The organism is Marinobacterium lacunae (genome assembly GCF_000705555.1).
Lineage (GTDB): Bacteria > Pseudomonadota > Gammaproteobacteria > Pseudomonadales > Balneatricaceae > Marinobacterium_D > Marinobacterium_D lacunae.
Genome location: NZ_JMQN01000007.1, coordinates 58,517 through 82,207, shown reverse-complemented (window position 1 = coordinate 82,207; position 23,691 = coordinate 58,517). Strand labels below are relative to the sequence as shown.

Annotated in this window: 25 protein-coding genes; 4 read left to right on the top strand and 21 right to left on the bottom strand. The window is 57.6% G+C overall.

From position 1 onward, the window contains the following. Window positions 1-20: 20 nt before the first annotated feature. Genes hypF through ADIMK_RS00970 form a run of 11 tightly spaced genes read right to left on the bottom strand, consistent with a single transcriptional unit; the run spans window position 21 to window position 9,038 of the window. Window positions 21-2,339: a carbamoyltransferase HypF gene (gene hypF, locus ADIMK_RS01020; RefSeq protein ID WP_197027444.1), complete on the bottom strand. Its 2,319-nt coding sequence runs from the start codon at window positions 2,337-2,339 to the stop codon at window positions 21-23. Window position 2,340: 1 nt separating this feature from the next. Then, entirely contained in the window at window positions 2,341-3,792 is a 1,452-nt protein-coding gene (locus ADIMK_RS01015; protein ID WP_036182536.1) for a sigma-54-dependent transcriptional regulator, read from the bottom strand. Window positions 3,793-3,821: 29 nt separating this feature from the next. Beyond that, complete coding sequence (gene hypB, locus ADIMK_RS01010; RefSeq protein WP_036182534.1) at window positions 3,822-4,703, bottom strand: hydrogenase nickel incorporation protein HypB; 882 nt, start codon at window positions 4,701-4,703, stop codon at window positions 3,822-3,824. A 1-nt stretch (window position 4,704) separates the two neighbouring features. Continuing rightward, the gene (gene hypA, locus ADIMK_RS01005; RefSeq protein ID WP_036182532.1) at window positions 4,705-5,037 is read right to left on the bottom strand and encodes a hydrogenase maturation nickel metallochaperone HypA; all 333 of its coding nucleotides are present in this window, start codon (window positions 5,035-5,037) and stop codon (window positions 4,705-4,707) included. A gap of 1 nt (window position 5,038) precedes the next feature. After that, window positions 5,039-6,091, bottom strand: coding sequence for a nickel-dependent hydrogenase large subunit (locus tag ADIMK_RS01000; protein WP_036182530.1), 1,053 nt, complete (start codon window positions 6,089-6,091; stop codon window positions 5,039-5,041). Next, entirely contained in the window at window positions 6,088-6,552 is a 465-nt protein-coding gene (hybE, locus tag ADIMK_RS00995; protein ID WP_036182528.1) for a [NiFe]-hydrogenase assembly chaperone HybE, read from the bottom strand. Before hybE ends, ADIMK_RS01000 begins: the two co-directional genes overlap by 4 nt. Beyond that, window positions 6,552-6,770, bottom strand: coding sequence for a rubredoxin (locus ADIMK_RS00990; protein WP_036182526.1), 219 nt, complete (start codon window positions 6,768-6,770; stop codon window positions 6,552-6,554). The genes hybE and ADIMK_RS00990 overlap by 1 nt, the downstream gene beginning before the upstream one ends. Beyond that, window positions 6,767-7,630, bottom strand: coding sequence for a hydrogenase expression/formation protein (locus tag ADIMK_RS00985; protein WP_036182524.1), 864 nt, complete (start codon window positions 7,628-7,630; stop codon window positions 6,767-6,769). Before ADIMK_RS00985 ends, ADIMK_RS00990 begins: the two co-directional genes overlap by 4 nt. 9 nt (window positions 7,631-7,639) lie before the next feature. After that, complete coding sequence (locus tag ADIMK_RS00980; RefSeq protein WP_036182522.1) at window positions 7,640-8,071, bottom strand: thioredoxin domain-containing protein; 432 nt, start codon at window positions 8,069-8,071, stop codon at window positions 7,640-7,642. Between the two features lies 1 nt (window position 8,072). Then, on the bottom strand, window positions 8,073-8,402 hold the full coding sequence (hypC, locus tag ADIMK_RS00975) for a HypC/HybG/HupF family hydrogenase formation chaperone (protein WP_036182520.1): 330 nt from the start codon (window positions 8,400-8,402) through the stop codon (window positions 8,073-8,075). Next, entirely contained in the window at window positions 8,403-9,038 is a 636-nt protein-coding gene (locus ADIMK_RS00970) for a HyaD/HybD family hydrogenase maturation endopeptidase (protein ID WP_051692268.1), read from the bottom strand. A gap of 347 nt (window positions 9,039-9,385) precedes the next feature. On the opposite strand from ADIMK_RS00970, the gene ADIMK_RS00965 reads away from it, so the two are divergent. Beyond that, window positions 9,386-10,804, top strand: coding sequence for a two-component system sensor histidine kinase NtrB (locus ADIMK_RS00965; RefSeq protein WP_051692266.1), 1,419 nt, complete (start codon window positions 9,386-9,388; stop codon window positions 10,802-10,804). Window positions 10,805-10,812: 8 nt separating this feature from the next. Here ADIMK_RS00965 and ADIMK_RS00960 read toward each other — a convergent pair whose 3' ends face one another. Continuing rightward, window positions 10,813-11,232 (bottom strand): bacteriohemerythrin, encoded by a 420-nt coding sequence (locus ADIMK_RS00960; protein ID WP_036182516.1) that lies wholly within the window; start codon window positions 11,230-11,232, stop codon window positions 10,813-10,815. Between the two features lie 369 nt (window positions 11,233-11,601). Here ADIMK_RS00960 and ADIMK_RS00955 point away from each other — a divergent pair, with 369 nt between their 5' ends. Together ADIMK_RS00955 and ADIMK_RS00950 are read left to right on the top strand one after the other, a co-directional pair. Continuing rightward, window positions 11,602-13,836 (top strand): NADP-dependent isocitrate dehydrogenase, encoded by a 2,235-nt coding sequence (locus tag ADIMK_RS00955; protein WP_036182514.1) that lies wholly within the window; start codon window positions 11,602-11,604, stop codon window positions 13,834-13,836. A gap of 216 nt (window positions 13,837-14,052) precedes the next feature. Further along, window positions 14,053-14,541 (top strand): hypothetical protein, encoded by a 489-nt coding sequence (locus tag ADIMK_RS00950; protein WP_036182512.1) that lies wholly within the window; start codon window positions 14,053-14,055, stop codon window positions 14,539-14,541. Here ADIMK_RS00950 and ADIMK_RS00945 read toward each other — a convergent pair. From ADIMK_RS00945 to ADIMK_RS00910, 8 genes are all read right to left on the bottom strand, one after another. After that, on the bottom strand, window positions 14,538-15,884 hold the full coding sequence (locus ADIMK_RS00945; RefSeq protein ID WP_036182510.1) for a pyridoxamine 5'-phosphate oxidase family protein: 1,347 nt from the start codon (window positions 15,882-15,884) through the stop codon (window positions 14,538-14,540). The two genes, ADIMK_RS00950 and ADIMK_RS00945, sit on opposite strands and share 4 nt — an antisense overlap. Beyond that, window positions 15,881-16,438 carry a pyridoxamine 5'-phosphate oxidase family protein gene (locus tag ADIMK_RS00940; RefSeq protein WP_156042723.1) on the bottom strand — a complete coding sequence of 186 codons (558 nt, stop codon included), beginning with the start codon at window positions 16,436-16,438 and terminating at the stop codon, window positions 15,881-15,883. The genes ADIMK_RS00945 and ADIMK_RS00940 overlap by 4 nt, the downstream gene beginning before the upstream one ends. A gap of 39 nt (window positions 16,439-16,477) precedes the next feature. After that, a complete protein-coding gene (locus tag ADIMK_RS00935) occupies window positions 16,478-17,176 on the bottom strand; it encodes a hemerythrin domain-containing protein (RefSeq protein WP_051692261.1) in 699 nt (232 codons plus the stop codon). A 160-nt stretch (window positions 17,177-17,336) separates the two neighbouring features. Next, window positions 17,337-18,071: an ABC transporter permease gene (locus ADIMK_RS00930; protein WP_036182506.1), complete on the bottom strand. Its 735-nt coding sequence runs from the start codon at window positions 18,069-18,071 to the stop codon at window positions 17,337-17,339. Beyond that, window positions 18,068-18,760: an ABC transporter permease gene (locus tag ADIMK_RS00925; protein ID WP_036182504.1), complete on the bottom strand. Its 693-nt coding sequence runs from the start codon at window positions 18,758-18,760 to the stop codon at window positions 18,068-18,070. Before ADIMK_RS00925 ends, ADIMK_RS00930 begins: the two co-directional genes overlap by 4 nt. A gap of 57 nt (window positions 18,761-18,817) precedes the next feature. Further along, window positions 18,818-19,576 (bottom strand): ABC transporter substrate-binding protein, encoded by a 759-nt coding sequence (locus tag ADIMK_RS00920; RefSeq protein ID WP_036182502.1) that lies wholly within the window; start codon window positions 19,574-19,576, stop codon window positions 18,818-18,820. 54 nt (window positions 19,577-19,630) lie between these two features. Further along, window positions 19,631-20,404, bottom strand: coding sequence for an ABC transporter ATP-binding protein (locus ADIMK_RS00915; RefSeq protein ID WP_036182500.1), 774 nt, complete (start codon window positions 20,402-20,404; stop codon window positions 19,631-19,633). A gap of 304 nt (window positions 20,405-20,708) precedes the next feature. Continuing rightward, complete coding sequence (locus ADIMK_RS00910) at window positions 20,709-21,326, bottom strand: LysE family translocator (protein WP_036182498.1); 618 nt, start codon at window positions 21,324-21,326, stop codon at window positions 20,709-20,711. 340 nt (window positions 21,327-21,666) lie between these two features. Here ADIMK_RS00910 and ADIMK_RS00905 point away from each other — a divergent pair, with 340 nt between their 5' ends. Next, the gene (locus ADIMK_RS00905) at window positions 21,667-23,088 is read left to right on the top strand and encodes an aminotransferase-like domain-containing protein (RefSeq protein ID WP_051692260.1); all 1,422 of its coding nucleotides are present in this window, start codon (window positions 21,667-21,669) and stop codon (window positions 23,086-23,088) included. On the opposite strand, the gene ADIMK_RS00900 is transcribed toward ADIMK_RS00905, so the two are convergent. After that, window positions 23,085-23,621 carry a DUF924 family protein gene (locus tag ADIMK_RS00900; protein WP_036182496.1) on the bottom strand — a complete coding sequence of 179 codons (537 nt, stop codon included), beginning with the start codon at window positions 23,619-23,621 and terminating at the stop codon, window positions 23,085-23,087. The genes ADIMK_RS00905 and ADIMK_RS00900 overlap by 4 nt on opposite strands. Between the last annotated feature and the right edge of the window lie 70 nt (window positions 23,622-23,691).

Here is a 23,691-nt window from a genome sequence, read left to right as displayed (position 1 = left end):
CTCAACTTCATTTATCGTTTTTATACGTGACTGCCTGAGCACTTCATATGCACAGCCCACGCCTGACCAAGGCTGATAGCGGCATCATTGGCGGGCACCGCCTGGGGCAACAGCACCTGTATACCGGCACGGATCAATGCATCACGCAGACCGTCCCTCAGGCTCATATTCAGAAAACAGCCGCCTGCCATCACCACCCGCTTTATGCCCTGCGCTCGTGACGCACGGCATACCCAGTCGGTCAGTGCCAAGATCAGCGCCGCCTGAAAACGTGCAGCCCCCTGGGCTTGGTCGGCCTCGTCTATCAAGGATTCGAGCAGCGGCAACAGATCAAGCTCCAGCCCTTTTGCCCCGTTTTGAATACGGTGCAGCGACTGCAAATCGGCTAACTTCACGCCTGCTGCCATCGCTTCGAGCTGCATCGGCGCTTGCGCCTCGTAGCGCTGAACCTCGCAGATGCGCAGCAACGCCGCCGCCGCATCAAACACACGCCCAAGACTTGAGCAAGGCGGACAATTGACGCCCCTCTCCAGCATTCGGCCCACCGCCTCGGCACCCGGCCTGTCGGGGAACAACCGGCTTATCAGCTCGGGTCGCCCCATACGGTGAAGCGCCGAGCTGGCCATTCGCCAGGGCTCTCGGGCCGCTGCATCTCCACCGGGCAGCGCCAGTGCGACAAGCTCACCCACGGGTGAAAAGCCTGCGCTGTCCACTTGCAACAATTCGCCGCCACGCAACTGACCATCCCAACCGAGCCCCACACCATCCAGTGCCAGTCCAAGTACCGGTTCGGTGGTTTTGTGCTCTGCCATGACGGCAGCCACATGGGCATGGTGGTGCTGTACGGCATGCAGCTTCACTCCGAGGCGATCCGCCATGGCGGCTGCGACGCGGCTGGCGTGGAAGTCGGGGTGCAGGTCACAGGCAATATGCTCGGGACGAGTACCTAAAAGATCACAAAGTTGCCCGACACTCTCTTCGAGCGTCCGGCAGTTATCGGCATTATCCAGATCTCCGATGTGGGGCGAGATAAAGGCACGATCACCCCGAGTCAGGCAGAGGGTGTTCTTCATGTATGCGCCAAACGCCAGCACGGAAGGCCCGCTCTGGGCCAGCGGGATCTCGCGCGGCGCCAGACCGCGTCCCAACCGAATCCAGGCGGGCGGCTCGGATATCGCATTGATCAGCGAATCATCAGCACGGTGGACAATCTCCCGGTTGTGCATCACGAACAGATCCGCAACCGCAGACAGCTTCTCACGCGCTTGGTCATTGCCGGTTATCAGCGGCTCGCCACTTCGGTTGGCGCTGGTCATAACCAGCACCATCGGGTGGGTTGCCTCTAGCCATTCACTTCCCGACGGACGCCCTGCCGCTTCATGAAACAGCAGCCACTGCAGCGGGCTGTGGGGCAGCATGGTGCCCAACCGGTCCAGCCCCGGTGCCAGCGCCTCTGCCAACGCCCCGCCCGTATCAGCACGCTTGCGCAGCAACACAATGGGGGCTTCACGGCTTTCAAGCCACTGGCGCCCGATGGTTGTCAGCTCAACAGCACTCTCCAGCGACGCCGCGTTCAATGCCATGATCGCGAACGGCTTGGCTGGCCGCTGCTTGCGCTGTCTCAGGCGCTGCACCGCTGCTTCATTGCGGGCATTGCACACCAGATGGAAGCCGCCGATCCCGCGTATGGCGAGTATCTCTCCGCGCTTGAGTGCAGCAAGTGCCTGTTCAATGACATCACCGGATAACCGGTCGCCACGGGCCGATTCAAGCCATAGCTCGGGCCCACAATCGGCACAGGCATTCGGCTGGGCATGAAAACGCCGGTCCCGTTCCGAGTGGTACTCCGCAAGGCAGGCCTCACACTGGGTGAAAGCCGCCATGCTGGTATTAGGCCGGTCGTAGGGCAAAGAGCGAATCAGCGAGTAGCGCGGACCACAGTGCGTGCAGTTGATGAAGGGGTAGCGATAGCGCCGGTCGGCCACATCGAACATCTCCGCCAAACAGAGCGGACACACAGCGGTATCCGGCATGACAGGCAGCTCAAGCGGAGTATCGGCCGATTCACTGGCGATGATGTGAAAGCCATCGACCGCCGGTGCAGGTTCAAGCCGCTCCTCGGTCAGCTGATCGATACGCGCCAGCGGCGGTAACTGCTCATAAAGTCCCAGACGGAAGCGTTTCAGGGCATCATCGGCGCCTAACAGGTCGATTCTGACACCACTGCGAGTATTGCTCACTTCACCTGCGAGGCTCAGCTCGGTCGCCAACCGGTGCACAAAAGGGCGAAAACCGACACCCTGTACCTGCCCTTTCACGCACAGACGCACAGCGGGCATTTCAGTGGGTCTCCAGCTCGTAGCGCTCGATCTTGGCGCGTAATCCCACACGCGACAGCCCGAGTTCCTGTGCCGCACGGCTCTTGTTCCAGCGATGGCGGATCAGGGTTTCTCTCAGTATCTGTTTTTCCAGCTGTTCGACCCGCTCCTTGAGTGTGCCGCTAAGATCAGCCACCTCAGCAAGCAGGGGTGCCGCTTCTCCATCCACGCAACGGCGCAGCACTCTCGGATTGAGAAGATCTGCACCCAGCAAAGGCTCACGCGCCATCACCAGCATGCGGCGAATCTCGTTTTGCAGCTCGCGCACATTGCCGGGCCAGCCGTAGGCCTGCATGCACATCATCGCTTCATCGCTAAAACCATCCACCGGCTTGTCGAACGCCTGCACCGCACGATCAAGAAAGGCCCGTGCGAGCACCGGTATATCTTCCTCACGCTGATTCAACGGCGGCAGTTCCAGCGTTACCTCAGCAAGGCGGTAATACAGATCCTCGCGGAAGCGACCGGCTCTCACCTCCTCTTCAAGTCGGCGGTTGGTGGAGGCGATAACACGCACGTTGATCGGACGCCGCTGGCTGTCACCGACCCGGCGTACTTCGCGCTCCTGAAGCACGCGCAGGAGTTTGACCTGAAAAGCCGGTGTTATTTCGCCGATCTCGTCGAGGAAGATCGTGCCGCCATCGGCCTGTTCAAACAGCCCGATATGATCGTTGATTGCACCGGTAAACGCGCCTTTGCGGTGACCGAACAGCTCTGACGCGAGCAGCTCATCCGGCATGGCGCCACAGTTCTCGACCACAAAGGGCTTGTCGGCACGCAGACTGTTGTAGTGCAAAGCCCGGGCAAACAGCTCTTTGCCGCTGCCTGAAGGGCCCGTCACCAATACGGAGATATCGTAGGGTGCAACCTGTGCCACATGCTCGCACAACGCATTGAGCGGACTCTCGCGTGAACGCAGAATCTCGCTGAAATCGAACCGCTGACGCAGCCGATCTTTTTTGGCCTGCACCTGCGCCTCGGCCTGCGGGGCGGTCAAGCGCATCTCGGTTGCCAGCAACGCGTTTTCGGACTGCAATGCGATCATCTGGCAGGCGTTACGCAGCGTCAGCAACAGGTGGTCGGGGTGCCAGGGCTTGGTCAGATACTGAAAGATGCCCGCTTCGTTCAAGCCGCGGATGATATCTTCGGAATCGGTGTAGCCGGACAGGATCAGGCGTGCGGTTTGCGGCCAGCGCTCTCTGACGCGGGCCAAAAACTCGACACCGGTTTCGTCCGGCATCCGCTGATCGCAGAGCACAGCATGCACCGGATACTCCTCGAGGAGGGCCATCGCCTGCTCGGCGCTGCTCGCTGTGAGGACATCGAACTCTTCATCGAGGGTTCGCTCAAGCGTCTCTAGCGAGCGGATCTCATCATCGACACAGAGCACGGTTGCCCGCGGGTTTTGATACATCAGCCGCTCCCTTTACATCCGACGCCCGATCAGAGCAGTGCTTCCAGTGACTGTGCCTGCTGCTTAAGTGCATCGATACGTGATCGAATGCGAGCAGTCCTGCGGTTATCCATCCATTCGATCCAGGCATCCATCCCCTCACCTGAGCGTGCCGAGACCTGAATCACCTCAATGGAGGGGTTTACGCGGCGGGCAAACTCGATGCAGGCGTCAACGTCGAAATCAAGATGCGGCAGCAGGTCAATCTTGTTCAGCAGCATCAGGTCGGCTGCATGGAACATATCAGGATACTTGAGCGGCTTATCCTCCCCTTCGGTTACCGAAAGGATCGCCACCTTGTGAGCCTCCCCAAGATCGAACGCGGCGGGACAGACCAGATTGCCGACGTTTTCGATAAACAGTACACCGCCGTCGAGCCCCGTCAGGCGCTCAAGTGCATGGCCGACCATATGCGCATCGAGGTGACACCCCTTGCCAGTGTTGATCTGAACCGCCTGGGCACCGGTAGCACGAATACGATCGGCATCGTTGGCGGTCTGCTGGTCACCCTCGATGACCGCCAGCGGCAGTCTGTCACCGAGCAGTTCGATGGTGCGAGTCAGCAGCGTCGTCTTGCCCGAACCAGGGCTCGACACCAGATTCAGCGCCAGCAGGGAAAGGGCTTCGAATCGGGCCCGGTTTCCGGCTGCGTAGCGATCGTTCTTGCCCAGAATATCCTGCTCAATTTGCACCATGCGGCTCTGGCTAAGCCCCGGTGCATGGGCGTGCGCAGCCCCTTTGCCATAATGGAGATTGTCCCCCTGCGCAATCAGGGGTGAAGGGTCGTGGTGATGATCATGTTCATGAGGGTGACGATGATCATGCCCCTCAATCGAAGTCTCGCCCTCGGCACAGCCGCAAACCGTACACATCCTACTCTACCTCCAATTCTTTTATTCTTAGCTCATCGCCGCGCGTAACCTGCAACTGGTAACTGCCACACTCGCTGCAGCTGTCATAGCGTTGGGTGATCGCAACACGTGATGCACAGGCCAGACACCAGGCTTCGCCCGGCAGGTCGATGATATCCAGTCGGGCATTCTCTGCCAGGGTGTCTCGGGTGACCGCATCGAAGCAGAACAGCAGCGACTCCTTCTCGATCGCCGCCAGAGGCCCAATCTCGAGCCACACGGTTTTGACACGGCTGTAGTGCTGAACCCGCGCCTGATCTTCGAGCGTCTGAACAATCCCTTCAGCGATCGACATCTCATGCATCTTTTACTCTCACTTCAAATTCGACACAGGGGTCCAGCGACAATATCAGATCGCCGACCAGCGCCTCGGCAGATTCACGCGCCACCCTGACCCCGGTCAGGCGCTTTGCCACTATGCCGTCAGTATGGAAGTTCCAGTCGGTGGGGGCCAGTATCTGCCAGCGTGCAACATGCTCTTTGACCAACTCGACCCGATGCAGCAACCAGCCACGCGCCGACCGCGCCCAGCCGTACCCAACGCCCGGCCGTCCCGCGTAGGGCCGTATCGTGCCGGCCAGAACGGGGCTCTCCAGTTGTGTAAGCCCCTGCTCCATCTGGCTAAGCAACGCCTTGAGCGAATCGGTGAGAACAGCCTTCGCGTTGTGCACATTGGCGGCGACTGTGGCGACACCGGCATGACGGCACTGACCGTCAAGCTTGGGTGCCGAACAAAACTCGCCGCCCGTCTCGCGCTCCATCGCCGCGATCAGCGATGACGTCAGGCAAGGCTCCAATACCGGTACCGCATCGCCCAACTCAGTCGATCGCCAGCGCTCAAACCGGCTATCAAGCCACTGTTGCTCCTGCTGTGGCGAACACCTCGCCGCCTGCCACCAATGCCTGAGTTCGAACAACGCGGCGTTGAAGGCAGTCTGATCGAATGTCGACTCGCCATTTTGCAGCACCTTCGCAAGCGCTGCCGTGCAACGCACGCCGTCTCGCTCGGCGTTGGGTGTCTGCAACGGATACCGCCACCCCTGACCTAGACGCAACAGACTCTCGCGGAACCGCTCGATAGCCAGCAGCTGCTCTTGGCGCATCGCCTCATCTGGCGACGGCATCAGCTTAAGCGCCTGCTCGAGTGCGCGGCCCCCTGCAATCCGATGTGCGTTGGCACAGATCGAAAACAGCATCGGGATCAGCTCAAGCACTTCCATCGGAGGCCGCCCCGCCATCAACTGCGATACCGCACCGACAGGGCGTTCAAGGCTTAGATTCACACCGCGTATCCGTTCGCCGTCATGCCTCACGTCAATCTGCAACTGACCGCCTGCGAGCGCATTCATTGCCCGGCCCCCATCATGCGGCGAAACATGGCCCGGCGGGCCGGGTTCTCTGGCACTTCCTCACTGGCCGCCGACAGTGACGGCAGAAACAGCAGGTCGGCGATCTCATGGGCAAGCAGTCGCGCCTGCTCCTGAGAGGCGAGGCTACTGGTATCACTGAGTAGTGAGGCACTGGCAAAACGTCCAAGTCCCTCGGCCTCTGCCACCACACCGGAGTACTCACCGGATGCCAGCGTCAGTACACATTCGCTGCCTTTCTCCGGCAGCGAATCGGGGTCAGCAGGCCGCCAGAGCAGGTTCAGACACCAGGGCGTGATCAATACGCCCGCTTCCAGATCCGCATCAAGGCAGTGCCACGCGGCCATCTCGACGCTTAGCAAGGCGTTGTAGAACGGCAGATCACTCATCCGTTCGTCCGCCTCGCTATAGTATTGTTGCAGCAGCTGGCTCAGTGCTGACATTAGTCTTCCACCACCATGAACTGATCCCGTTCACCATCGCACTGCGGGCATCGCCAGTGTTCGGGCAACGCACTAAAGGGCGTACCCGGCGGTATCTGCCACACGTCATCGCCCTGCGCGGGGTCGTATTGGTACCAGCAGATCTTGCATTCCAGCCGCGCCTCTGCCGAAAGCCTGCCGTTATCGCCCAGATAGCTGCCTTCAAACTGTTCGCTCATGCCAGCACCTCGCGCATCTCGCGCAGGCGCTCGGCTGAATCCTCCAGATCCTCTCTGGCGGCGCAAGCGACCTGCGGCACATCGGTCACCTCCAGCGTATCCAGAATCAGCTGGTCGGTACTGTTGAAGTACTGCACACGCCAGACCGCCGGCACAGCGGTGGAGCCGATGCGACAGTTGCCATAGCCCCGGGAGAGAATCGTCACGATCCCCCGCCCCAGCTGCTCGGTCAGAAAAGCGTGGTCTTGCGGGGTAAACGGCAGCAACGACAGGTTGATGACGTGCGCTGGCTCCAGCGGTGTTGTCCGGTGAGCTCTGGCCACATCGAAAAGCTCTACCAGCACAGGCGCGGCATTGACGATATCAGAGGGCAGATCGGACTCGATGACCTCCGGTACAGCGCTATCTGCGAAGGCCTTTCGCCGCACCAGTTCCGGCAGGTCTGCGACTTCCAACCACTGCCTGGCGACATGCCCATCGGCACCAACCTGCTGTATCCACCAAAGGCCGGCAAGCACGGTCTCCTGGGCACGCACCCGGATATCGCCGCCAATCTGAAGCGCCACCTCCCCTTCGCCCAACACCTGATACAGCAATGCACAGCCGCGCTCACCCACCGGATCAAGCGGCAGCATGCGGCTCGGCATACCCGGGCGATACTCATCGAGCGCATCCTGTACCTGCCCCAGCAGCGCCAGTACTTCAGGGGCGTCTGCAATTTCGTCCGATTCTGGCAGGCGCGGCAACTCAAATGTATGCATCTCTTTCGGCATCGGCATATAGCTCAGCGTATCCTCCTCTGAGCGCGAACCGGGCCCAATCGCAGGCGTGAGATCAAACAGTGGAATATCCGATTTCATATACTCACCTCAGTGTCCGCAAGCTTTAGAAGCGTCACCCGAAACCACGGGAATCCCGATTCCCGGATTCCGTTGCGGCGCCTTTTCAAGAATTCGCTCTATCTCGCCCCTATACTCATCCCAGTTATGTACCCGGGACAGCGCACCGAGATATCGCCCCTCTTTCAGAAACACCAGCGTCGGCCAGGCATTGAAACCGTATCGCCCCTGCAACGCCTGCTCGCTATCGGCCGCGATCACCGCCGCCGTCAGTTGCGGAAACACCTTGATCAGCTCCGGCAGAATCACCGCAACATCCAGACTCTCAGGAAAGCGGCTCGGGTTCCCGGCAAAAAACAGAACACTGAACGGTTGCGCCGCGATAAAGCGATCGACCGAATCCATATCAAGCCGGGGAAACCCATAGCGCTGTTCAAGCTGATCAATAAGCGGGTGATTCATATCAGTTATCCTTTTGTTGTCCGCTATTCGAGTGGGGCTGCAGATGTGGGGGCAGTTGTGGTTCGCGACCGACTAAATCCGCAAACAGCTCGTCGATACCCGCCCGATCACCGCGGGCACTTGCCTTGAGTGCCGCCAGTGCGTTGTTTATGTGGCCTGCGCGCTCGCTACTGATCCGTTCGCGCGCAGCGCCTGCAAACACCAGCAGCCACTCCCCCGCATCTGGTGGATCGATCAGCCGCGTATCGATCCAATCAAGTTGCTCACCCTCTCGGCACAAAGCACGCCCTTCAGCCAACTCCACGACCTGCATCGGTATACCGATACACATTCAGCGCCCCTCTCCGTCGATCTCCGCCACATTTATAAAACGGATGTCACCGTGACGAAACGCGGTATCGGCATCAGGCCTGCCACTTTCATAGTGCAGCATCGTGACCTGCCGGGGTGAGAGTTCATCCTTGGGGTGAAGGGGCGATGAGACGGGCTCGGGCACGACACCCCAATGGCGTAGATGGTCAAGCGCTACCTCCAGCGCCGGATCAAGCTGCTGACGTACGATGGCCGTCAAACTGCCGCCGAAATCCTCCAGCAGCTCCGGCTGCACACCGATCAACAGTAATTCGCGGGGGTAGCGGCCGGTAAACTCGGCCATCGCCAGTACCTCCTGAAAACCTGTCTGGTGCAGGCTCATCCGCTTGGCGCCCATGAATTTAGGCACTTCATCGTCACGCACGATCTTCAAGGTGCCGGGCTTAAGGCCATAATCGATCGCATCGAATACGATCAGCACATCGGCCTGCTGCACATGCTGAATCAGATAGATGCCCTGAGTTCCGCCATCGAGCAGTGTGACCTGCTCGGGAAACCGGTAACGCTCGTGCAATAGCTCGACACAGCGTACGCCAAACCCCTCGTCGGCCCAGAGCAGATTGCCAATACCCAGAATCAGAATGTTGTCAGCCATCGATATCCCCATTCCTGCCTGAGGCCTACCCGCCGTTTTCACAGGGAAGCCCGCCACTTTGATAACCTGCATTTACAAGGAGCATGCCAGCTATAGCGGGCGCGCCATCCGGCACTATTGCGGGTGTTACAGGAGGGGTTACAGGTAAAGCACCACCGAAAGATGAAAGCTATCTTTCCATTATGGCTATGATTTGGAATATATATTTACACTCAGTGCAAAAGCTCTGAATATGACCGAGAATCAATTACTGGTCCCGACTCAGCGAGCAATCCGCTATAATCGCCGGAACATCATCCGGTTACGCATTGGCGTGTTCATCTTCACCCGACACCGACGCCCACAACATGACACGATTTCTGTTACCTCTTTTACTGTTTATCCAAAGCCCGCTGCTCTACGCCGGACTGCTCGACGTATTCAAAGACGAAGAGGGCCGCACCAAGTGGCAGTGGGTTGCCAACTTCTCGAGCGGCGTACTGATCATTCTGCTGACGCTGGTGGTGATCGTCCTTTTCATAACCTGGCAGCGAGCACGCCGTTATAACCGTGCGCTTGAGGAGATCCGCGCCAACCTAGAACAGCGGGTACGCGAACGCACTGCCAAGCTGGAGCATGAAGTGGCCGAGCACGTAGTGACCACACGCATGCTGAAGGCTTCCGAGGCTTACATTCAGAATATTCTCCGCTCTATGCCGCTGGTGCTGGTCGGTCTTGATCGAGAAGGCACGATTACCCACTGGAACCTGCGCGCTGAGGAGATATCAGGCATCAAAGCTGCTGACGCGATCGGCAAGAACCTTTGGTCTATCTATTCCGATATCACCATTTCACCGCGCCATATCGAACAGGCTCTGGACAAGGGCGAAACAATCACACTTCGCCATAGCCAGCCCGGTAGTTACCATTTTGATATCACCGTTTATCCGCTTCAGGACTACGATGAGCCCGGCGTAGTGATTCTGGTTGATGACGTCACCAAACGCGTTACCGCCGAGAACATGCTGATCCATCACGACAAGCTCTCTTCCATGGGTGAGCTGGCGACGGCCATGGCCAGTGACATCAATACGCCGCTTCAGGCCATACTGTTCGACCTGCGAAGCTTCCAGGGCATTCTGGAGTCGGGCAAACTGCTGCCGGCGGGCACTCAACAGAGCCCGGAAGGCGAGAAGCTTCAGCAACTGCTGAGCAATGCGTCAAAGAGTGGGCAGAAGGTGGAATCGATCATCCGCAACCTGCTGCAGTTCGCGCGCGGACGCACTGACAAGCCCCAGCAGGCCAATGTGGTCGACATTCTGGAGCACTCGCTCGAGCAGTCCCGCGAGGTGCTGTCTCTGCCGGATACTTTCCCGTTCAGCGACATTCGGATCGAGCCGCATTTCGAGCCTGACCTGCCGCTGATCCCTTGCTACGTCACTGAACTTCAGCAGGTATTCCTGAGCCTGTTCCGGCACGCATACAAATCCCTGACCGAAAAGCACGAGGCGGGATACACCCCCACCATCAAGCTATATGTTGCAAAATGCTATGACGCACTGTCCGTGCGCATTCAGCACAATGGAGTGGGCCTGACCAGCGAAGAGCAGATGTATCTGTTCGAGCCCTATATGCAGGAGGGCAATATCGACAAGGTTGCCGAGGGCGCTAACAAACGCCTCTCCTTCGCGCACTTTGTCATTACCGAGCAGCATCAGGGCCATATGGCGGTCACCTCAGACCCGGCCGTCGGCACCACCTTCCATATTCAGCTCGATCTGGTCTGAATCCGACACTAGCGGTGGCGGCTGACAAACTCAGCCGTCACCCTGTCCATTGTTGATACATGGCTGACCAGCCAATCCGACAGCGAGGCGATATACGCCCTCAACCCCTCTAGATCCCCCTTTGAGTGCCAAATCCGGCAGGCCTGGTCCATCTCGACCAGCACACGTTCATGCTCGCCCCTGTGTACCGGATAAGCGGGAAAGCCTGACCTCTGCATCTCGCGCTCCTCGTGAGCGAAGTGATCACGACTGTGCACGAAGAGCTCCTCAAGCAGATCCTTAATCGCCTGTCGACTACTGTCAGCCAGGCTCCCCTGAGGGCTGGCCAGCGCGCTGAGCTGCTCGATCACCTCGACCGCCTGTGCATGGTCGGCGTTCATAAAAGCCACCGCTACCTCTGGCAAAACAAGACGTTCAGAACCAGACATACGCACTCCATATAAAAGAAGGAAAGTGCAGATATCCTAGTGCCGACACTGAGGCCTGATATTGAGCCCAATCAATATTTCTTATCTATTAGCCGAACATTAATGCGAATATTTAACAATCAATAACGGTACCGTTTTTTTGACGAAAAAAAACTACATAAATAGCTAACACACTTATTAGACTTATGGCTAGAACAGCCCGAAAACGGCCCTTCAGCTACTTATTTCGGTATATTGAAGGCTCCTCTTTCGGTACAATGCAACGCCATAAAAATACTCATAAAGTAGCAGTTTTGTTGATTAGGGCGATCACAAGTCACCTTTTCGAACATCGTTGGTCACACCAGCCGTTTAACACTGGGGAAAAGAATGACAACATCAAATCAGAAAATCATTTACACAATTACAGACGAAGCTCCGGCACTTGCGACTCAGTCTCTGCTTCCGATCGTGCGCTCCTTCGCGGCGGCCGCCGGTATCGAAGTAGAAACCAGTGACATCTCCGTAGCAGCACGTGTTCTCGCTGCATTTCCGGAGCGCCTGACCGAAGAGCAGCGCGTACCAGATACCCTGGCCGAACTGGGTGCCCTCACTCAGGATCCGTCAGCCAACATCATCAAGCTCCCCAATATCAGCGCCTCCGTTCCGCAGCTGCGCGCCGCCATCGCCGAGCTTCAGTCTCAGGGTTATGACATTCCGAGCTTCCCGGACGAAGCGACCACCGACGAAGAGAAAGAGATCAGAGCACGTTACAGCAAGATTCTCGGCAGTGCTGTAAACCCGGTACTGCGTGAAGGCAACTCCGACCGCCGCGCCCCGGCTGCCGTTAAAGCCTACGCGCGCAAGTTCCCGCACTCCATGGGTAAATGGAGCAAGGCCTCCCAGTCCCACGCCGATTACATGCGTGGCGGGGACTTCTTCTCCAGCGAGCAATCCATCACCATGCCTGAAGCGGGCGATGTGCGCATCGAGTTCGTCGGCAAGGACGGCAGTGTCGAAGTCAAGAAAGAGCTGAGTCTGCTGCAGGGCGAAGTACTCGACAGCATGTTCATGAGCTGCAAAGCGCTGCGCGACTTCTTCGAAGACACGCTGAACGATTGCAAGGAAACCGGTGTCATGTGGTCGCTGCACGTCAAGGCAACCATGATGAAGGTCTCCCACCCCATCGTATTCGGCCATGCGGTAACCGTTTACTACAAAGACCTGTTCGACAAGCACGGTGAGCTGTTCGAAGAGATCGGCGTCAACCCGAACAACGGTCTGTCCAGCGTTTACGACAAGATCAAGAGCCTGCCGGACTCCAAGCAGGAAGAGATCCTGCAGGACATCCACGACTGCTACGCAGAACGCCCTGAAATGGCGATGGTTGATTCCGTAAAAGGTATCACCAACCTGCACATCCCGAGTGACGTTATCGTCGACGCTTCCATGCCGGCGATGATCCGAAATTCCGGCCAGATGTGGGGCCGCGACGGTAAGCAGAAAGATACCAAGGCCGTAATGCCTGAGAGCACCTACGCCCGTATCTATCAGGAGATGATCAACTTCTGCAAAACCAACGGCGCGTTCGATCCAACCACCATGGGAACCGTGCCTAACGTCGGCCTGATGGCTCAGAAAGCGGAAGAGTACGGCTCACACGACAAGACCTTCGAAATGAAGGCCGATGGCACCATGCGTGTAGTCAACGCCGCAACAGGCGAAGTGCTGATGCAGCACGAAGTCGAGAAAGGCGATATCTGGCGTGCCTGCCAGACCAAAGACGCACCGATCCGTGATTGGGTTAAGCTGGCCGTTACCCGTGCCCGTCAGTCCGACACTCCGGCCATCTTCTGGCTGGATCCGGAACGCGCCCACGACATGCAGTTGAAGGCCAAGGTCGAAGCGTACTTGGACGAGCACGATACCGAAGGTCTCGATATCTACATCATGGGCTACAACGAAGCGATCCGCTTCTCCATGGAGCGACTGATCCGCGGCCAGGACACCATCTCCGTCACCGGTAACGTGCTGCGCGACTACCTGACCGACCTGTTCCCGATCATGGAGCTGGGCACTTCGGCCAAGATGCTCTCCATCGTACCGCTGATGGCGGGCGGCGGCATGTACGAAACCGGTGCCGGTGGTTCAGCACCCAAGCACGTACAGCAACTGCTGGAAGAGAACCACCTGCGTTGGGACTCACTGGGTGAATTCCTGGCACTGGCGGTATCCCTCGACGAGATGGGTATCAAAAACGACAACAAGCGCGCCCGTATCCTGGGTCAGGCTTTGGACAAGGCCACCGGCAAGCTGCTGGAGAACAACAAGTCTCCGTCACGCAAGACCGGCGAGTTGGACAACCGCGGAAGCCACTTCTACCTGGCCATGTACTGGTCTCAGGAGCTGGCAGCACAGAGCGAAGACGCCGAACTGGCCGCCATCTTCAAGCCGCTGGCTGAACAGATGACAGCCAATGAGCAGAAGGTCATTGAAGAGCTGGCTGCTGTTCAGGGCCAGGCTGTCGAGATCGGTGGTTACTACCATGCAGACCCCGCCAAAGCCGCTGCCGTTATGCGCCCGAGCGCTACGCTGAACGGCATGCTGGAATCTCTGGCAGTCTAAGCCGACACTGAGTCGACGTTAAAAAACCCGGTCACTGAAAAAGTGACCGGGTTTTTTATTGCCCCTCACAACCAAACGCCACGGATTAGCATTCTTTTAAGTATTTACGAACTTACTTGTAGCAAAACCCAAGCATCGAAGCGTTTAGCCTATTCGGGTCGAGAGATAACTCGGCATCGAGAACATAGACGACTGAACTAGACGGAGACGCCGCCGATGAAAGCCTTGATCCCGCTCGCGATTAGCATACTGACCCTATCAACCAACCTTACCGCTCAGCCGACAACGGACGAATTGGAGCGCGGGCGCTACCTGATTAAGGTTGGCGGCTGCAACGACTGCCACACACCCGGCTACTCACAATCAATGGGTAAAACTGAGGAACAGCAGTGGTTAATGGGCAGTGACATCGGTTTTGCCGGCCCCTGGGGTGTAAGCTACGCCTCAAACCTGCGCCTTACAGTTAATGGGATGACAGAGCAGCAGTGGATGGATCGAATTTCGGCTGGCGGGTTACCCCCGATGCCCTGGCCCGCGTTACAAGCAATGACCGAGGAGGATAAAACGGCCCTCTACCACTACATCCGAGACATGGGAGCCACGGGCAGTGCTGCGCCTGCCGCACTACCGCCAAACACTGCAATCACGACTCCTTACGTTTCACTGGACCCGATCTTCCCTGAAGCACTGGCCGGTGAGCGCTAATCCTCTGCGTGTAACGCTACAGGGCGTCGCAGAACAAGATGAAACCGCCCACGACCGCTCTTCTCCAGTGAGAGTGCAGCACAGCGCTCCTGCAACCGCCGGGACAACAGCAGCAGTCGCGCATCGAGGTTGTCGGTAATATCCGGCAGCGGGATCGCCTGAGCAAGACGGAGTTCACGATTACTGAACTCCGTACGCCCTTGCTCTGCGTGTCTGGATAACAGGTACCAGAGAATCGCCCCCGCCACCCCTTTGATCAGGTATTCGTTATCGCAGAAAATGCTGTGGTCGCGCGGGTAATACCTGACCTGAAGCGTCTCTCCGTCCGGTGCTGCCGACTTACGCTTCGACAGCACCGCCTCCGACACTGGATGATCCGGAACCTGAAGGCGCAACCGCCCAATCGCCTCCCCCGCCTGAGCGCAGATCGCAACAAGCGCATCTTCCATGTCATACCCGAACTGGCACTCCTGCTCGCTCTCCGCGTAGAGCACACCGAGCAGTTCGTCATTACACAGGATCGGCACGGCAATCTGGCTGGCTGGCGCCTCCAACCCCGGCATTGGGATGCGCTCCTCCAGTTGCTGCACCAAGCCGTCATTGATCGCCTGCTCTCTCACAGTACGACTGTAAACATACTCGGACGCCGCGAACATGATGCGTATTGGCACCTGCTCGCGGCCAGCAACCCCGATAACGCCAACACCCAGCGGAATCTCGGCACCGACGCCTGAACGACCGTAACCACGACTGGCTAGGGTATACAATTTATTGCCGGGTAGATCAGCCATCAGCAGCATGCTGTACTGGATCTGAAAATGACGATCCAGTGCCCCCAACAGGTTATCCACCAGATCCTCCAGTGAGCCGTAACTGGCAAGTGCACCTACACAATTACGCAAAGCCGGCAGCAGAGCCGGACCGTATTGCGTGGGAGGTAGCTCGCGCCCAGGCAGGTGCTCAATCTCTAGCACTCGGTAGAGATCAACACCGCGCAGCTGGAACACCCCCTCCATCCCTTCGTGGGAGGCGATCCCAGCCAGTTTGGCACGCATTCTCTCGAACAGAGGTCCCGAGGTTTCGGTTTTCAAATAGTGGATGGTGAGTTGGTAACGAGCCGCCGTGTAGGGATCCATCATCAACACCGATGCTATCGGGTTGGCAAGGATGTTTTCCCGCGTCTTGTTAAAGAACTGAAACGACAGCGCGATATGACGACTGTCCACGTACATGGTCTGCGACACATAAGTCACGTTGGGCATGCCGTCGGCGCCACAGGTGGCCACGGCACAGGGCACAATGCCCTCCAGGCAATCTCGCATCTTCTCGAGCGCCCAGCTCATGACAGCTCAACTCCCAAGGGAATAGGATCACCGGCATTATTGCCGGGAGTCTGCTTAAAGGCGGTGATCGGTGTGAAGCTGACCGTTAGCAGATCGTCCGGTTCGCAACTGAACAGTGTACGAACAAAGATCTCCTGTACATTAAAGCGCTGAACCTTGGCCGCAAAGGTCTGGATGTAGGGTGTGAGCAATGCACGGTCTTCCTCAGTCGCTTCGGCGATCTCAGCATCGACACCCTTCAGCTGCAGGGTCTTGTTATCTTCGGGATTACTGAACACTGCAGCGATTCGCGGGTTGCAGGCGAGCGCCCGCAGCAACTGCTGCGACCGGGAAGCCGACAGCAGAATCCTGACTCGCGTGCGCTCTTCGTTGACGCTACAAGCCAACCCTCTGGTCAGAGTAGGACGGGATTGTTCGGTTACCGCCGCCACATGGATCGACTGCTGGCCCGATATGAATGCGGCCACTGAAGCGTCCAGCGGCGCAGAAGAAAGAGTAGACACCATGGGATACCCAACGGAATAGACACTCTGAATACCCACATTATCCGTCAAGAATTTCCGGCTGGGAATCACCCTCAGCCGGAGTTTGTATCACGCCGCGCTCTCTCCCTGAGCGGCGCTACCGCTCACCACCTGCGTCACCAAACGATCGAGGTACGTATCCTCTAGTCGCCCGCGCAGACTGACGAACAGCTGACTGAAGGCCTCGGGCGGCATCTGACCTGAGAGGGCGTGCAGCAACTCGATGCGCTCGGAATGAGCGATATAGGTCAACATCCCGACCAACGAATCGAACTGCTCATTGGGCGTCAACGACGCCACCAACTGCTTTTCGATCGCCAGGATCTGCTCGTCGCTGAAATGCTCCCAGAGTATGCGCGCATTCAGTGTCTCCTCCACATGCATATGTTGAAGATTTTCAGCAACAAAGATCGCCAGATTGCGATAAAGCTGCTGCAGCGGGACCTGACCACCCGCTTCAGTCACTTCCAGTACCGCGCTGACATCCCCCCTCAACCGACTGATCGCCCGCTCATGCTCCAGGTGGTCTTCGGCAGTGATCAGATGCAGGTTGGGCCGCTCAGCAAGAATCGCTTTATGGATGAAGTTGTTTTCGTGTTCCAGATGAGCGTGACAAAGCGCCAGTAACTCGATTACGCGATCGAGCTCTCGGCGTACCGCCAGGGAATCGGAATCGTCGACCCGACCAACAGCGACCAGCACATCGAACATGTTGGCCCGCAACGCCTTATGGATCAGGGTATAGATGTTGTAGCGACCATGTTGCATCTCGCACCTCCGCAATAAATTATCGACAGAGGCTAGATTAGGCGGAAGCGACAGACGCCGTTGTGAAGAGAAGGTTCGCCAAGTGCTAAAAGAATACTAAAGGCGAAACCGGCACAGAGGACTCAATCTGGCGTGCCGACCAGGGCACGCCAGCCCAGGTTCACTCCGCCAGACGCGGATCGACTCGCGAAACCTGTTCTGGCCCGCGATAGTGCTGGTGTCGATTGAGCCTGCGCTCCAGCAAGCGGAACGCACCGATCATGATGGCGCTGATCAGGAGGTAGAGCATTCCCGCGGCAAAAAAGATCTCCAGCGGCGTATAGGTGCGGGCGATGATCGTACGCGCCGCCCCGGTTATATCGAGCAACGTAATGGTTGACGCCAGTGAGCTACCCTTGAGCATTAGGATCAACTCGTTGCCGTAGGCTGGCAGCACAATGCCGAAAGCTCGCGGTAACACAATACGCCTCACCTTGAGCCAATGGCTCATGCCAAAGGCATCCGCAGCTTCCAACTCCCCTTTCGGCACTGCCTGAATAGCCCCACGAATCAGCTCAGCCGAGTAAGCCGCCGTATTCAGCGTAAACGCGATAATGGCGCACCAGTAAGGCTCGCGAAGAATCGACCACAAAGCCGACGCTCTGATCGCCTCAAACTGGGAGGAACCATAATAGATCAGGAAAATCTGCACCAATAGCGGAGTTCCGCGAAAGAAGAAGATATACGCAAAGGGCAGCGCTCTGAGCCAGGTTCTGTGAGAGGTGCGCATCAACGCCAACGGTACTGCCAGCAATAGCCCTGCAATCCCGGAGATAAACACCAGCTGCAACGTAACCCAGACGCCATCGATAAGGCGGGGGAAATACTCGAGAATAATCTCCCAGTTCCAGTTCATGCTTGCGCCTCTCTTACCGCTGGATCGGCTCGGCGCTCAAGCCAGGTGCTGATCAGCGTCGACATGATCGTGAGCCCCAGATAGATCAGTGCCGCCGCCATGTAGAAGGTGAAAGGCTGCTTGGTTGACCCTGTGGCGACATAGGCCTGGCGCATAATATCGTTGAGCCCCACCACTGAAACCAGCGCCGTATCCTTGAGCAATACCTGAAACAGGTTACCAAGGCCCGGCAGCGCAAGACGCCACACTTGCGGCAGAATGATACGGAAGAATGTCTTTAAAGGTGTCATGCCCAGCGCCTGAGCCGACTCCCACTGCCCCTTGGGAATCGCCTGTATAGCGGCCCTGAACACCTCCGTCGAGTAGGCGCCAAATGCAATGGACAGCGCGGCAACACCCGCCCCGAAGGCGCTGATTTCAATATACTCGTCGTAACCGAAGCGTGAGGCGACAGCCATCAGCATCACCGAACCACCGAAGTAAATAGTCAGCACCAGCAGAAGCTCTGGTATACCTCGCACAAAGGTTGTGTAGAGCGTCGCGAGCGTGCGCGCGAACCAGAAGCGCGACAGCTTGGCTGATGCGCCGACTAGCCCAAAAATCAGGCCGAAGAATAAGCTGGTCAAGGCCAGCTTTATCGTAACCCAGGTGCCGGATAGCAGAAGGTCACCAAAACCGAGAAGATCCATCGAACCGCTTCTTATTGCCCCAGCCCCCGGCTCGCTGCCGGGGGCTGAGTTTCTTTATTAATAGATGGAGAACGGGAAATACTTAGCATTGATCTCGGCGTACGTGCCGTTATCAACGATCGCCTTGATCGCAGCGCTAAACTTGTCCTTCAGCGGATCGCCCTTGCGCACAGCGATCGCGATCTTGTCATTGATATCGATGTCGTCACCCTTGAACTCGAAGCCCTCACCATCGGCCGAGTTCAGCCAATCATAGGCAGGGAATTTGTCGGAGAGCAGTCCATCCAGACGGCCAGCCGCCAGATCAAGGTATGCGTTGTCCTGGGTGTCGTAGAGCTTGACGTTAACCACGCTCGCGAGATTGTCTTCAAGATACTGTCCTGCAACCGTGGCGCGCTGAGCCCCGATCGTCAGCCCTTTGAGCCCCGCTTCCGATGTATCGAGCGCCTTACCCTTAGGGCCGACATACGCCAAAACGTTGGAGTAATAAGGCTCTGTAAAGTCGACCACTCTCAGACGCTCTTCGGTGATCGACATGGACGCGACGATGGCGTCGTACTTGCGCCCCATGAGCCCCGGGATAATACCATCCCAATCCTGCGTCACAATTTCGCAATCAGCCTTCATTTCGGCGCAAAGCGCCTTGGCGATTTCGACATCAAAACCAACCGCTTCACCCTGCTCATTGGTCATGTTGAACGGCGCATAGGCCCCCTCCGTCGCAATGCGGATCTTGTCACCGGCATAGGTCAGCGTCGTTCCCAATGCGGTCAGGGATACCAGAGATACTGCGGCAATCACTTTACTCAACTTCATAGCATTCTCACCGATTCACTTTTTGGTTGGTAGAAGATAGCAACCCACGGCCGATCACCCGTGGCTAGCCATAAAATCTTTCACGCGCTGAGACTTCGGGCGATCAAACACCTCTTCCGGCGTGCCCGACTCCTCGATCTGCCCCTTGTGAAGGAAGACCACCTGACTGGAGACCTCGCGGGCAAATCGCATTTCATGGGTCACGATCAACATGGTGCGCCCTTCATCGGCGAGCGAGCGCATCACCGCCAGCACTTCGTTAACCAGTTCTGGATCAAGTGCCGAGGTGGGCTCGTCGAACAGCAGTACCTGAGGCTCCATCGCCAGTGCGCGCGCTATTGCAATGCGTTGCTGCTGGCCACCCGAGAGGTTTGCAGGATACGCATTACGCTTTTCCAACAGGCCGACGCGATCGAGCAGCTTTTCAGCACGCGCGATCGCTTCGTCCTTGCTTTTGTGCAGGACCTGGGTCGGGGCTTCAATGATATTTTCGATGATTGACTTGTGAGGCCAGAGATTGAAGTTCTGAAATACGAAACCGATCTGAGAGCGCATCCGCTCTAGCTGGCGGGCGGTTTTGGCCTGTAGGTAACCGTCTTTTCCGGGGATCAGTTCAAGCTCTTCGCCCGATACAAGGATGCGGCCCTTACTCGGTTTTTCGAGCAGGTTTATACATCGCAGGAGGGTACTTTTTCCCGACCCGCTGGAGCCGAGAATCGAAATCACCTCGCCGTCACTGGCACTTAGGGAAACCCCCTTCAGCACCTCTAACGAGCCATAAGACTTATAGATATCAATCAGTTCTAGAGCAGGCTTTTTTTCGGTCATGGAGTACCATCTGCACACTTCGTACCAAATCTGACCAACCAGACAGTTAATTTTCCGATTTTGCCACTCCTGTGCTTAGAGGTCATCCTTTTTATTGCAGTTCTGCGACATGTTTGGCACAAGACCACGCGGCGAATGAGCCAGCATCTTCAGAGCAACTGTTTTAGAAATAGTCACGCCAGCACCAAATAGCAACACTTTACTGAGTAATGCCTGGATCCAGCGCACATGAAAAAGGGCCGGCATAGCCGACCCTTGACGCAGACGCCTGCTCGTATACCTCTTATGCAGGCCTTACCCGGTTTTACACAAGAATCATCAATACGCAACCGGCGGTCATGCCCCCCATGCCGATATTGAACCAGCGCCAGTGCTGCGGCGTTTTCAACAACCGGCCGATTGCGACGCCAAACCCTGCCCATAACGCAATGGATGGAAGGTTGGTCAATCCCATCAACAGAATCAGCACGACCGCCGAGCTTATGAACGCATCGCCCGTCAGCGTAAAGGAGGCGACCCCCGAAATGGCCATCACCCACGCTTTGGGGTTGGCAAACTGAAAAGCAGCAGCCTGCCAAAACGTCAGCGGCTGGCGCGCCGCTTTAGTATCCGCCTTGCCCGGAGGCGGCGCACTGGCGATTTTCCACGCCAGCCACAGCAGATACACACTGCCTATAATCTTCAACGCGCTCTGCAGTATCGGCCACTGCTGAAACAGCGCACCCAGCCCTAGCGCTACACCGCTCATCAGGGCCATGCAGCCGACGGTAATTCCCGCCATGTGGGGCAAGGTGCGCCTGAAGCCATGATTCGCGCCCGATGCCGTCAACATCATGTTATTAGGGCCCGGGGTTGCGGACATACTGAATGCAAAAGCGATGAACGGGCCTGCAAGCGCCAGAATTTCTGTACTGGTGATCATGATGGCCTCCTGCTTATGCCAGAGAAGCCCTCAACGTTCGCGCTTTGCCAGATGGAGGCCATCTTGACCATTCGCATGACTGCACAAGCACCTGCCACACGAACAGCATGACGAGCGAGAGTGAAAACAGTACGAATTGTGATCATAGACACCTCCATAGAACCCAATTGTATGGGTACAATTTGTGATAGGCCGCTTGATCGACACCCAATTAAGCGACACAATTCAATGTAGAGAGGGAAATGTACTGTGGCAATTGCTACTTTGTATCCCACACAATCAATTGTCACCCGTACAATTATCGCGATTACCCGGGGACACGCCTATTCGGAGGCACAACATGAACCTGACCGACCGCGCCCGCCAACGCTGCAGCTGGCTTCCCTCGACCGACATTCCCGAAGGCCCACGCTACAAGACACTGGCCGATCAGATCGCCACATCCGTTGCCAATGGCGAGTTAAAACCGGGTGAGCGCCTGCCACCTCAACGTCTGCTGGCCGATGCTCTGGAAGTGACCGTGGGCACCATTACCCGCGCCTATCGGGAAGCCGAGCGGCGCGGGCTGGTAGAGGCGAAGGTGGGAAGCGGCACACGAGTACGCGACGCTGGAATGGAAAGGCCGGACTTTCATCATCTGTCCCGCGCCACCACAGACAGTATCGATCTATCCCTTAGCATCCCTATTCCCAACCCGCTGCGTACCCAGCAGCTATCGGCAATCATGGCGCAGCTTGCAGAGCAACCGGCCCAACTGGACAACGCGCTGCACTACCAGCCGGAACAGGGCAATACGCAACAGCGGGAACAACTGGCGGCCTGGCTGACCTCCCTGGGCCTCGATACCCGTGCGGAGGACCTTCTGCTGACCATCGGTGGACAGCATGCTGACTACCTGACGCTGCAATCGCTGATAAGGCCGGGCGAAGCCGTTGCCTCCGATGCCCTTACCTACCCCGGCATGATTGCCGCAGCCCGCCAGCTCGGGCTCAAGCACCTACCGGTATCCATGGACCGCGAAGGGATGCGCGCCGACGCGCTCGAGCGCCTGTGTCAGCGCCAGCGTATCCGCCTGCTGTACCTTCTGCCTGAACACAACAACCCGACGGTGACGCAAATGAGTCAGCGCCGGCGAGAGGAGATTGTACGGATAGCGCGCAAGTACGACCTGCTGCTGCTGGAAGATGGCGTACAGTTTGTCCGTCCGGAGCTCAGGGGCACGCCCTTTTATCATCTGGCTCCGGAGCGTTCGCTGTATATTTTCAGCGTCTCGAAGATACTTTCGGGCGGATTGCGCTTTGGCGCATTGAGAGCGCCGGCGAACCTGATGCAACAACTCTGTAATGGCCTGAGATCCCAGTGCTGGGCAAGCCCGGGCCTGATGGGCGCGGTCACCTGCGACTGGCTAAGTTCGCCTGACTCGGCCCTGCTGATTAACTGGCAATGGGACGAGTTAACCGCCCGACACGCGATCCTCGAAAAGACGCTTTCCGGCTACGAGTTTATGAGCCACCCCTGCGGTTTCTATGCATGGTTGCACCTGCCAGAGCCTTGGCGCGCCAGCGACTTTGTCGAGCAGGCTGCACAACGCGGCGTCACACTGGTTAGCCCCGAACCGTTCTGCGTCGGCAGCCAGCCGGCTCCTCAGGCGATACGTATCTGCCTGACGCCACCGGCCCATCGCGAGGCGCTGGAGATTGGCCTCACCCGTATGGCCGAACTGCTGGCAGAGGGACCACGCCTGAGCGCACCACTGGTTTAGAAACCTGAGCCGGGCTGTTTGAGAAACTCGATCTCCTCGGCGGTAGATTCACGCCCGAGGATTGCATTGCGGTGAGGATAACGACCAAACCGGTCAATGATCGCCTTATGCTTGAGTTCGTACTCGTACGCATCATCTGAGCCAGAGCGAAGAAACAACTTCTGCGCTGCCTCGTGAATCAACGCTGATTCTGAATGCATATAGGGCATATAAAGAAAACGTCGCTGCGGCTTGCTCAGCGCCACATCCGCACCGACCGAGATAGCTTCCTGCGCCAACACCAACGCCATACCGTCCTGGGCAAACGCCTCGGGACGGTCGCGATAGATATTACGGGAAAACTGGTCCAGCAATATGATCTCGGCCAACCGGCCGTCGGCCCGCTTTCGCCAGCTGTAAAGCTCACCCTTGCACGCCTGCTCAAACAGCGCGCCAAAACGGCTCTCAATCACGCGATCGAAGGCGGTATCCTTCTTCCACCACGCCGCCGGTTCGATCTCCTCAAACCAAAAATCCAGCACCTCTGAATACATCCGAGCTCCATGTTCATGTATCGATTAAACAGGTTGTACGACAGCGACCAGGCATTCTGGCTTAGCCTCA

Bases quoted from the DNA above. Each gene is read 5' to 3' on its own strand.
- hypF (WP_197027444.1), bottom strand. From the start codon at position 2,339: ATGCCCGCTGTGCGTCTGTGCGTGAAAGGGCAGGTACAGGGTGTCGGT.
- ADIMK_RS01015 (WP_036182536.1), bottom strand. From the start codon at position 3,792: ATGTATCAAAACCCGCGGGCAACCGTGCTCTGTGTCGATGATGAGATC.
- hypB (WP_036182534.1), bottom strand. From the start codon at position 4,703: ATGTGTACGGTTTGCGGCTGTGCCGAGGGCGAGACTTCGATTGAGGGG.
- hypA (WP_036182532.1), bottom strand. From the start codon at position 5,037: ATGTCGATCGCTGAAGGGATTGTTCAGACGCTCGAAGATCAGGCGCGG.
- ADIMK_RS01000 (WP_036182530.1), bottom strand. From the start codon at position 6,091: ATGAATGCGCTCGCAGGCGGTCAGTTGCAGATTGACGTGAGGCATGAC.
- hybE (WP_036182528.1), bottom strand. From the start codon at position 6,552: ATGTCAGCACTGAGCCAGCTGCTGCAACAATACTATAGCGAGGCGGAC.
- ADIMK_RS00990 (WP_036182526.1), bottom strand. From the start codon at position 6,770: ATGAGCGAACAGTTTGAAGGCAGCTATCTGGGCGATAACGGCAGGCTT.
- ADIMK_RS00985 (WP_036182524.1), bottom strand. From the start codon at position 7,630: ATGAAATCGGATATTCCACTGTTTGATCTCACGCCTGCGATTGGGCCC.
- ADIMK_RS00980 (WP_036182522.1), bottom strand. From the start codon at position 8,071: ATGAATCACCCGCTTATTGATCAGCTTGAACAGCGCTATGGGTTTCCC.
- hypC (WP_036182520.1), bottom strand. From the start codon at position 8,402: ATGTGTATCGGTATACCGATGCAGGTCGTGGAGTTGGCTGAAGGGCGT.
- ADIMK_RS00970 (WP_051692268.1), bottom strand. From the start codon at position 9,038: ATGGCTGACAACATTCTGATTCTGGGTATTGGCAATCTGCTCTGGGCC.
- ADIMK_RS00965 (WP_051692266.1), top strand. From the start codon at position 9,386: ATGACACGATTTCTGTTACCTCTTTTACTGTTTATCCAAAGCCCGCTG.
- ADIMK_RS00960 (WP_036182516.1), bottom strand. From the start codon at position 11,232: ATGTCTGGTTCTGAACGTCTTGTTTTGCCAGAGGTAGCGGTGGCTTTT.
- ADIMK_RS00955 (WP_036182514.1), top strand. From the start codon at position 11,602: ATGACAACATCAAATCAGAAAATCATTTACACAATTACAGACGAAGCT.
- ADIMK_RS00950 (WP_036182512.1), top strand. From the start codon at position 14,053: ATGAAAGCCTTGATCCCGCTCGCGATTAGCATACTGACCCTATCAACC.
- ADIMK_RS00945 (WP_036182510.1), bottom strand. From the start codon at position 15,884: ATGAGCTGGGCGCTCGAGAAGATGCGAGATTGCCTGGAGGGCATTGTG.
- ADIMK_RS00935 (WP_051692261.1), bottom strand. From the start codon at position 17,176: ATGCAACATGGTCGCTACAACATCTATACCCTGATCCATAAGGCGTTG.
- ADIMK_RS00930 (WP_036182506.1), bottom strand. From the start codon at position 18,071: ATGAACTGGAACTGGGAGATTATTCTCGAGTATTTCCCCCGCCTTATC.
- ADIMK_RS00925 (WP_036182504.1), bottom strand. From the start codon at position 18,760: ATGGATCTTCTCGGTTTTGGTGACCTTCTGCTATCCGGCACCTGGGTT.
- ADIMK_RS00920 (WP_036182502.1), bottom strand. From the start codon at position 19,576: ATGAAGTTGAGTAAAGTGATTGCCGCAGTATCTCTGGTATCCCTGACC.
- ADIMK_RS00915 (WP_036182500.1), bottom strand. From the start codon at position 20,404: ATGACCGAAAAAAAGCCTGCTCTAGAACTGATTGATATCTATAAGTCT.
- ADIMK_RS00910 (WP_036182498.1), bottom strand. From the start codon at position 21,326: ATGATCACCAGTACAGAAATTCTGGCGCTTGCAGGCCCGTTCATCGCT.
- ADIMK_RS00905 (WP_051692260.1), top strand. From the start codon at position 21,667: ATGAACCTGACCGACCGCGCCCGCCAACGCTGCAGCTGGCTTCCCTCG.
- ADIMK_RS00900 (WP_036182496.1), bottom strand. From the start codon at position 23,621: ATGTATTCAGAGGTGCTGGATTTTTGGTTTGAGGAGATCGAACCGGCG.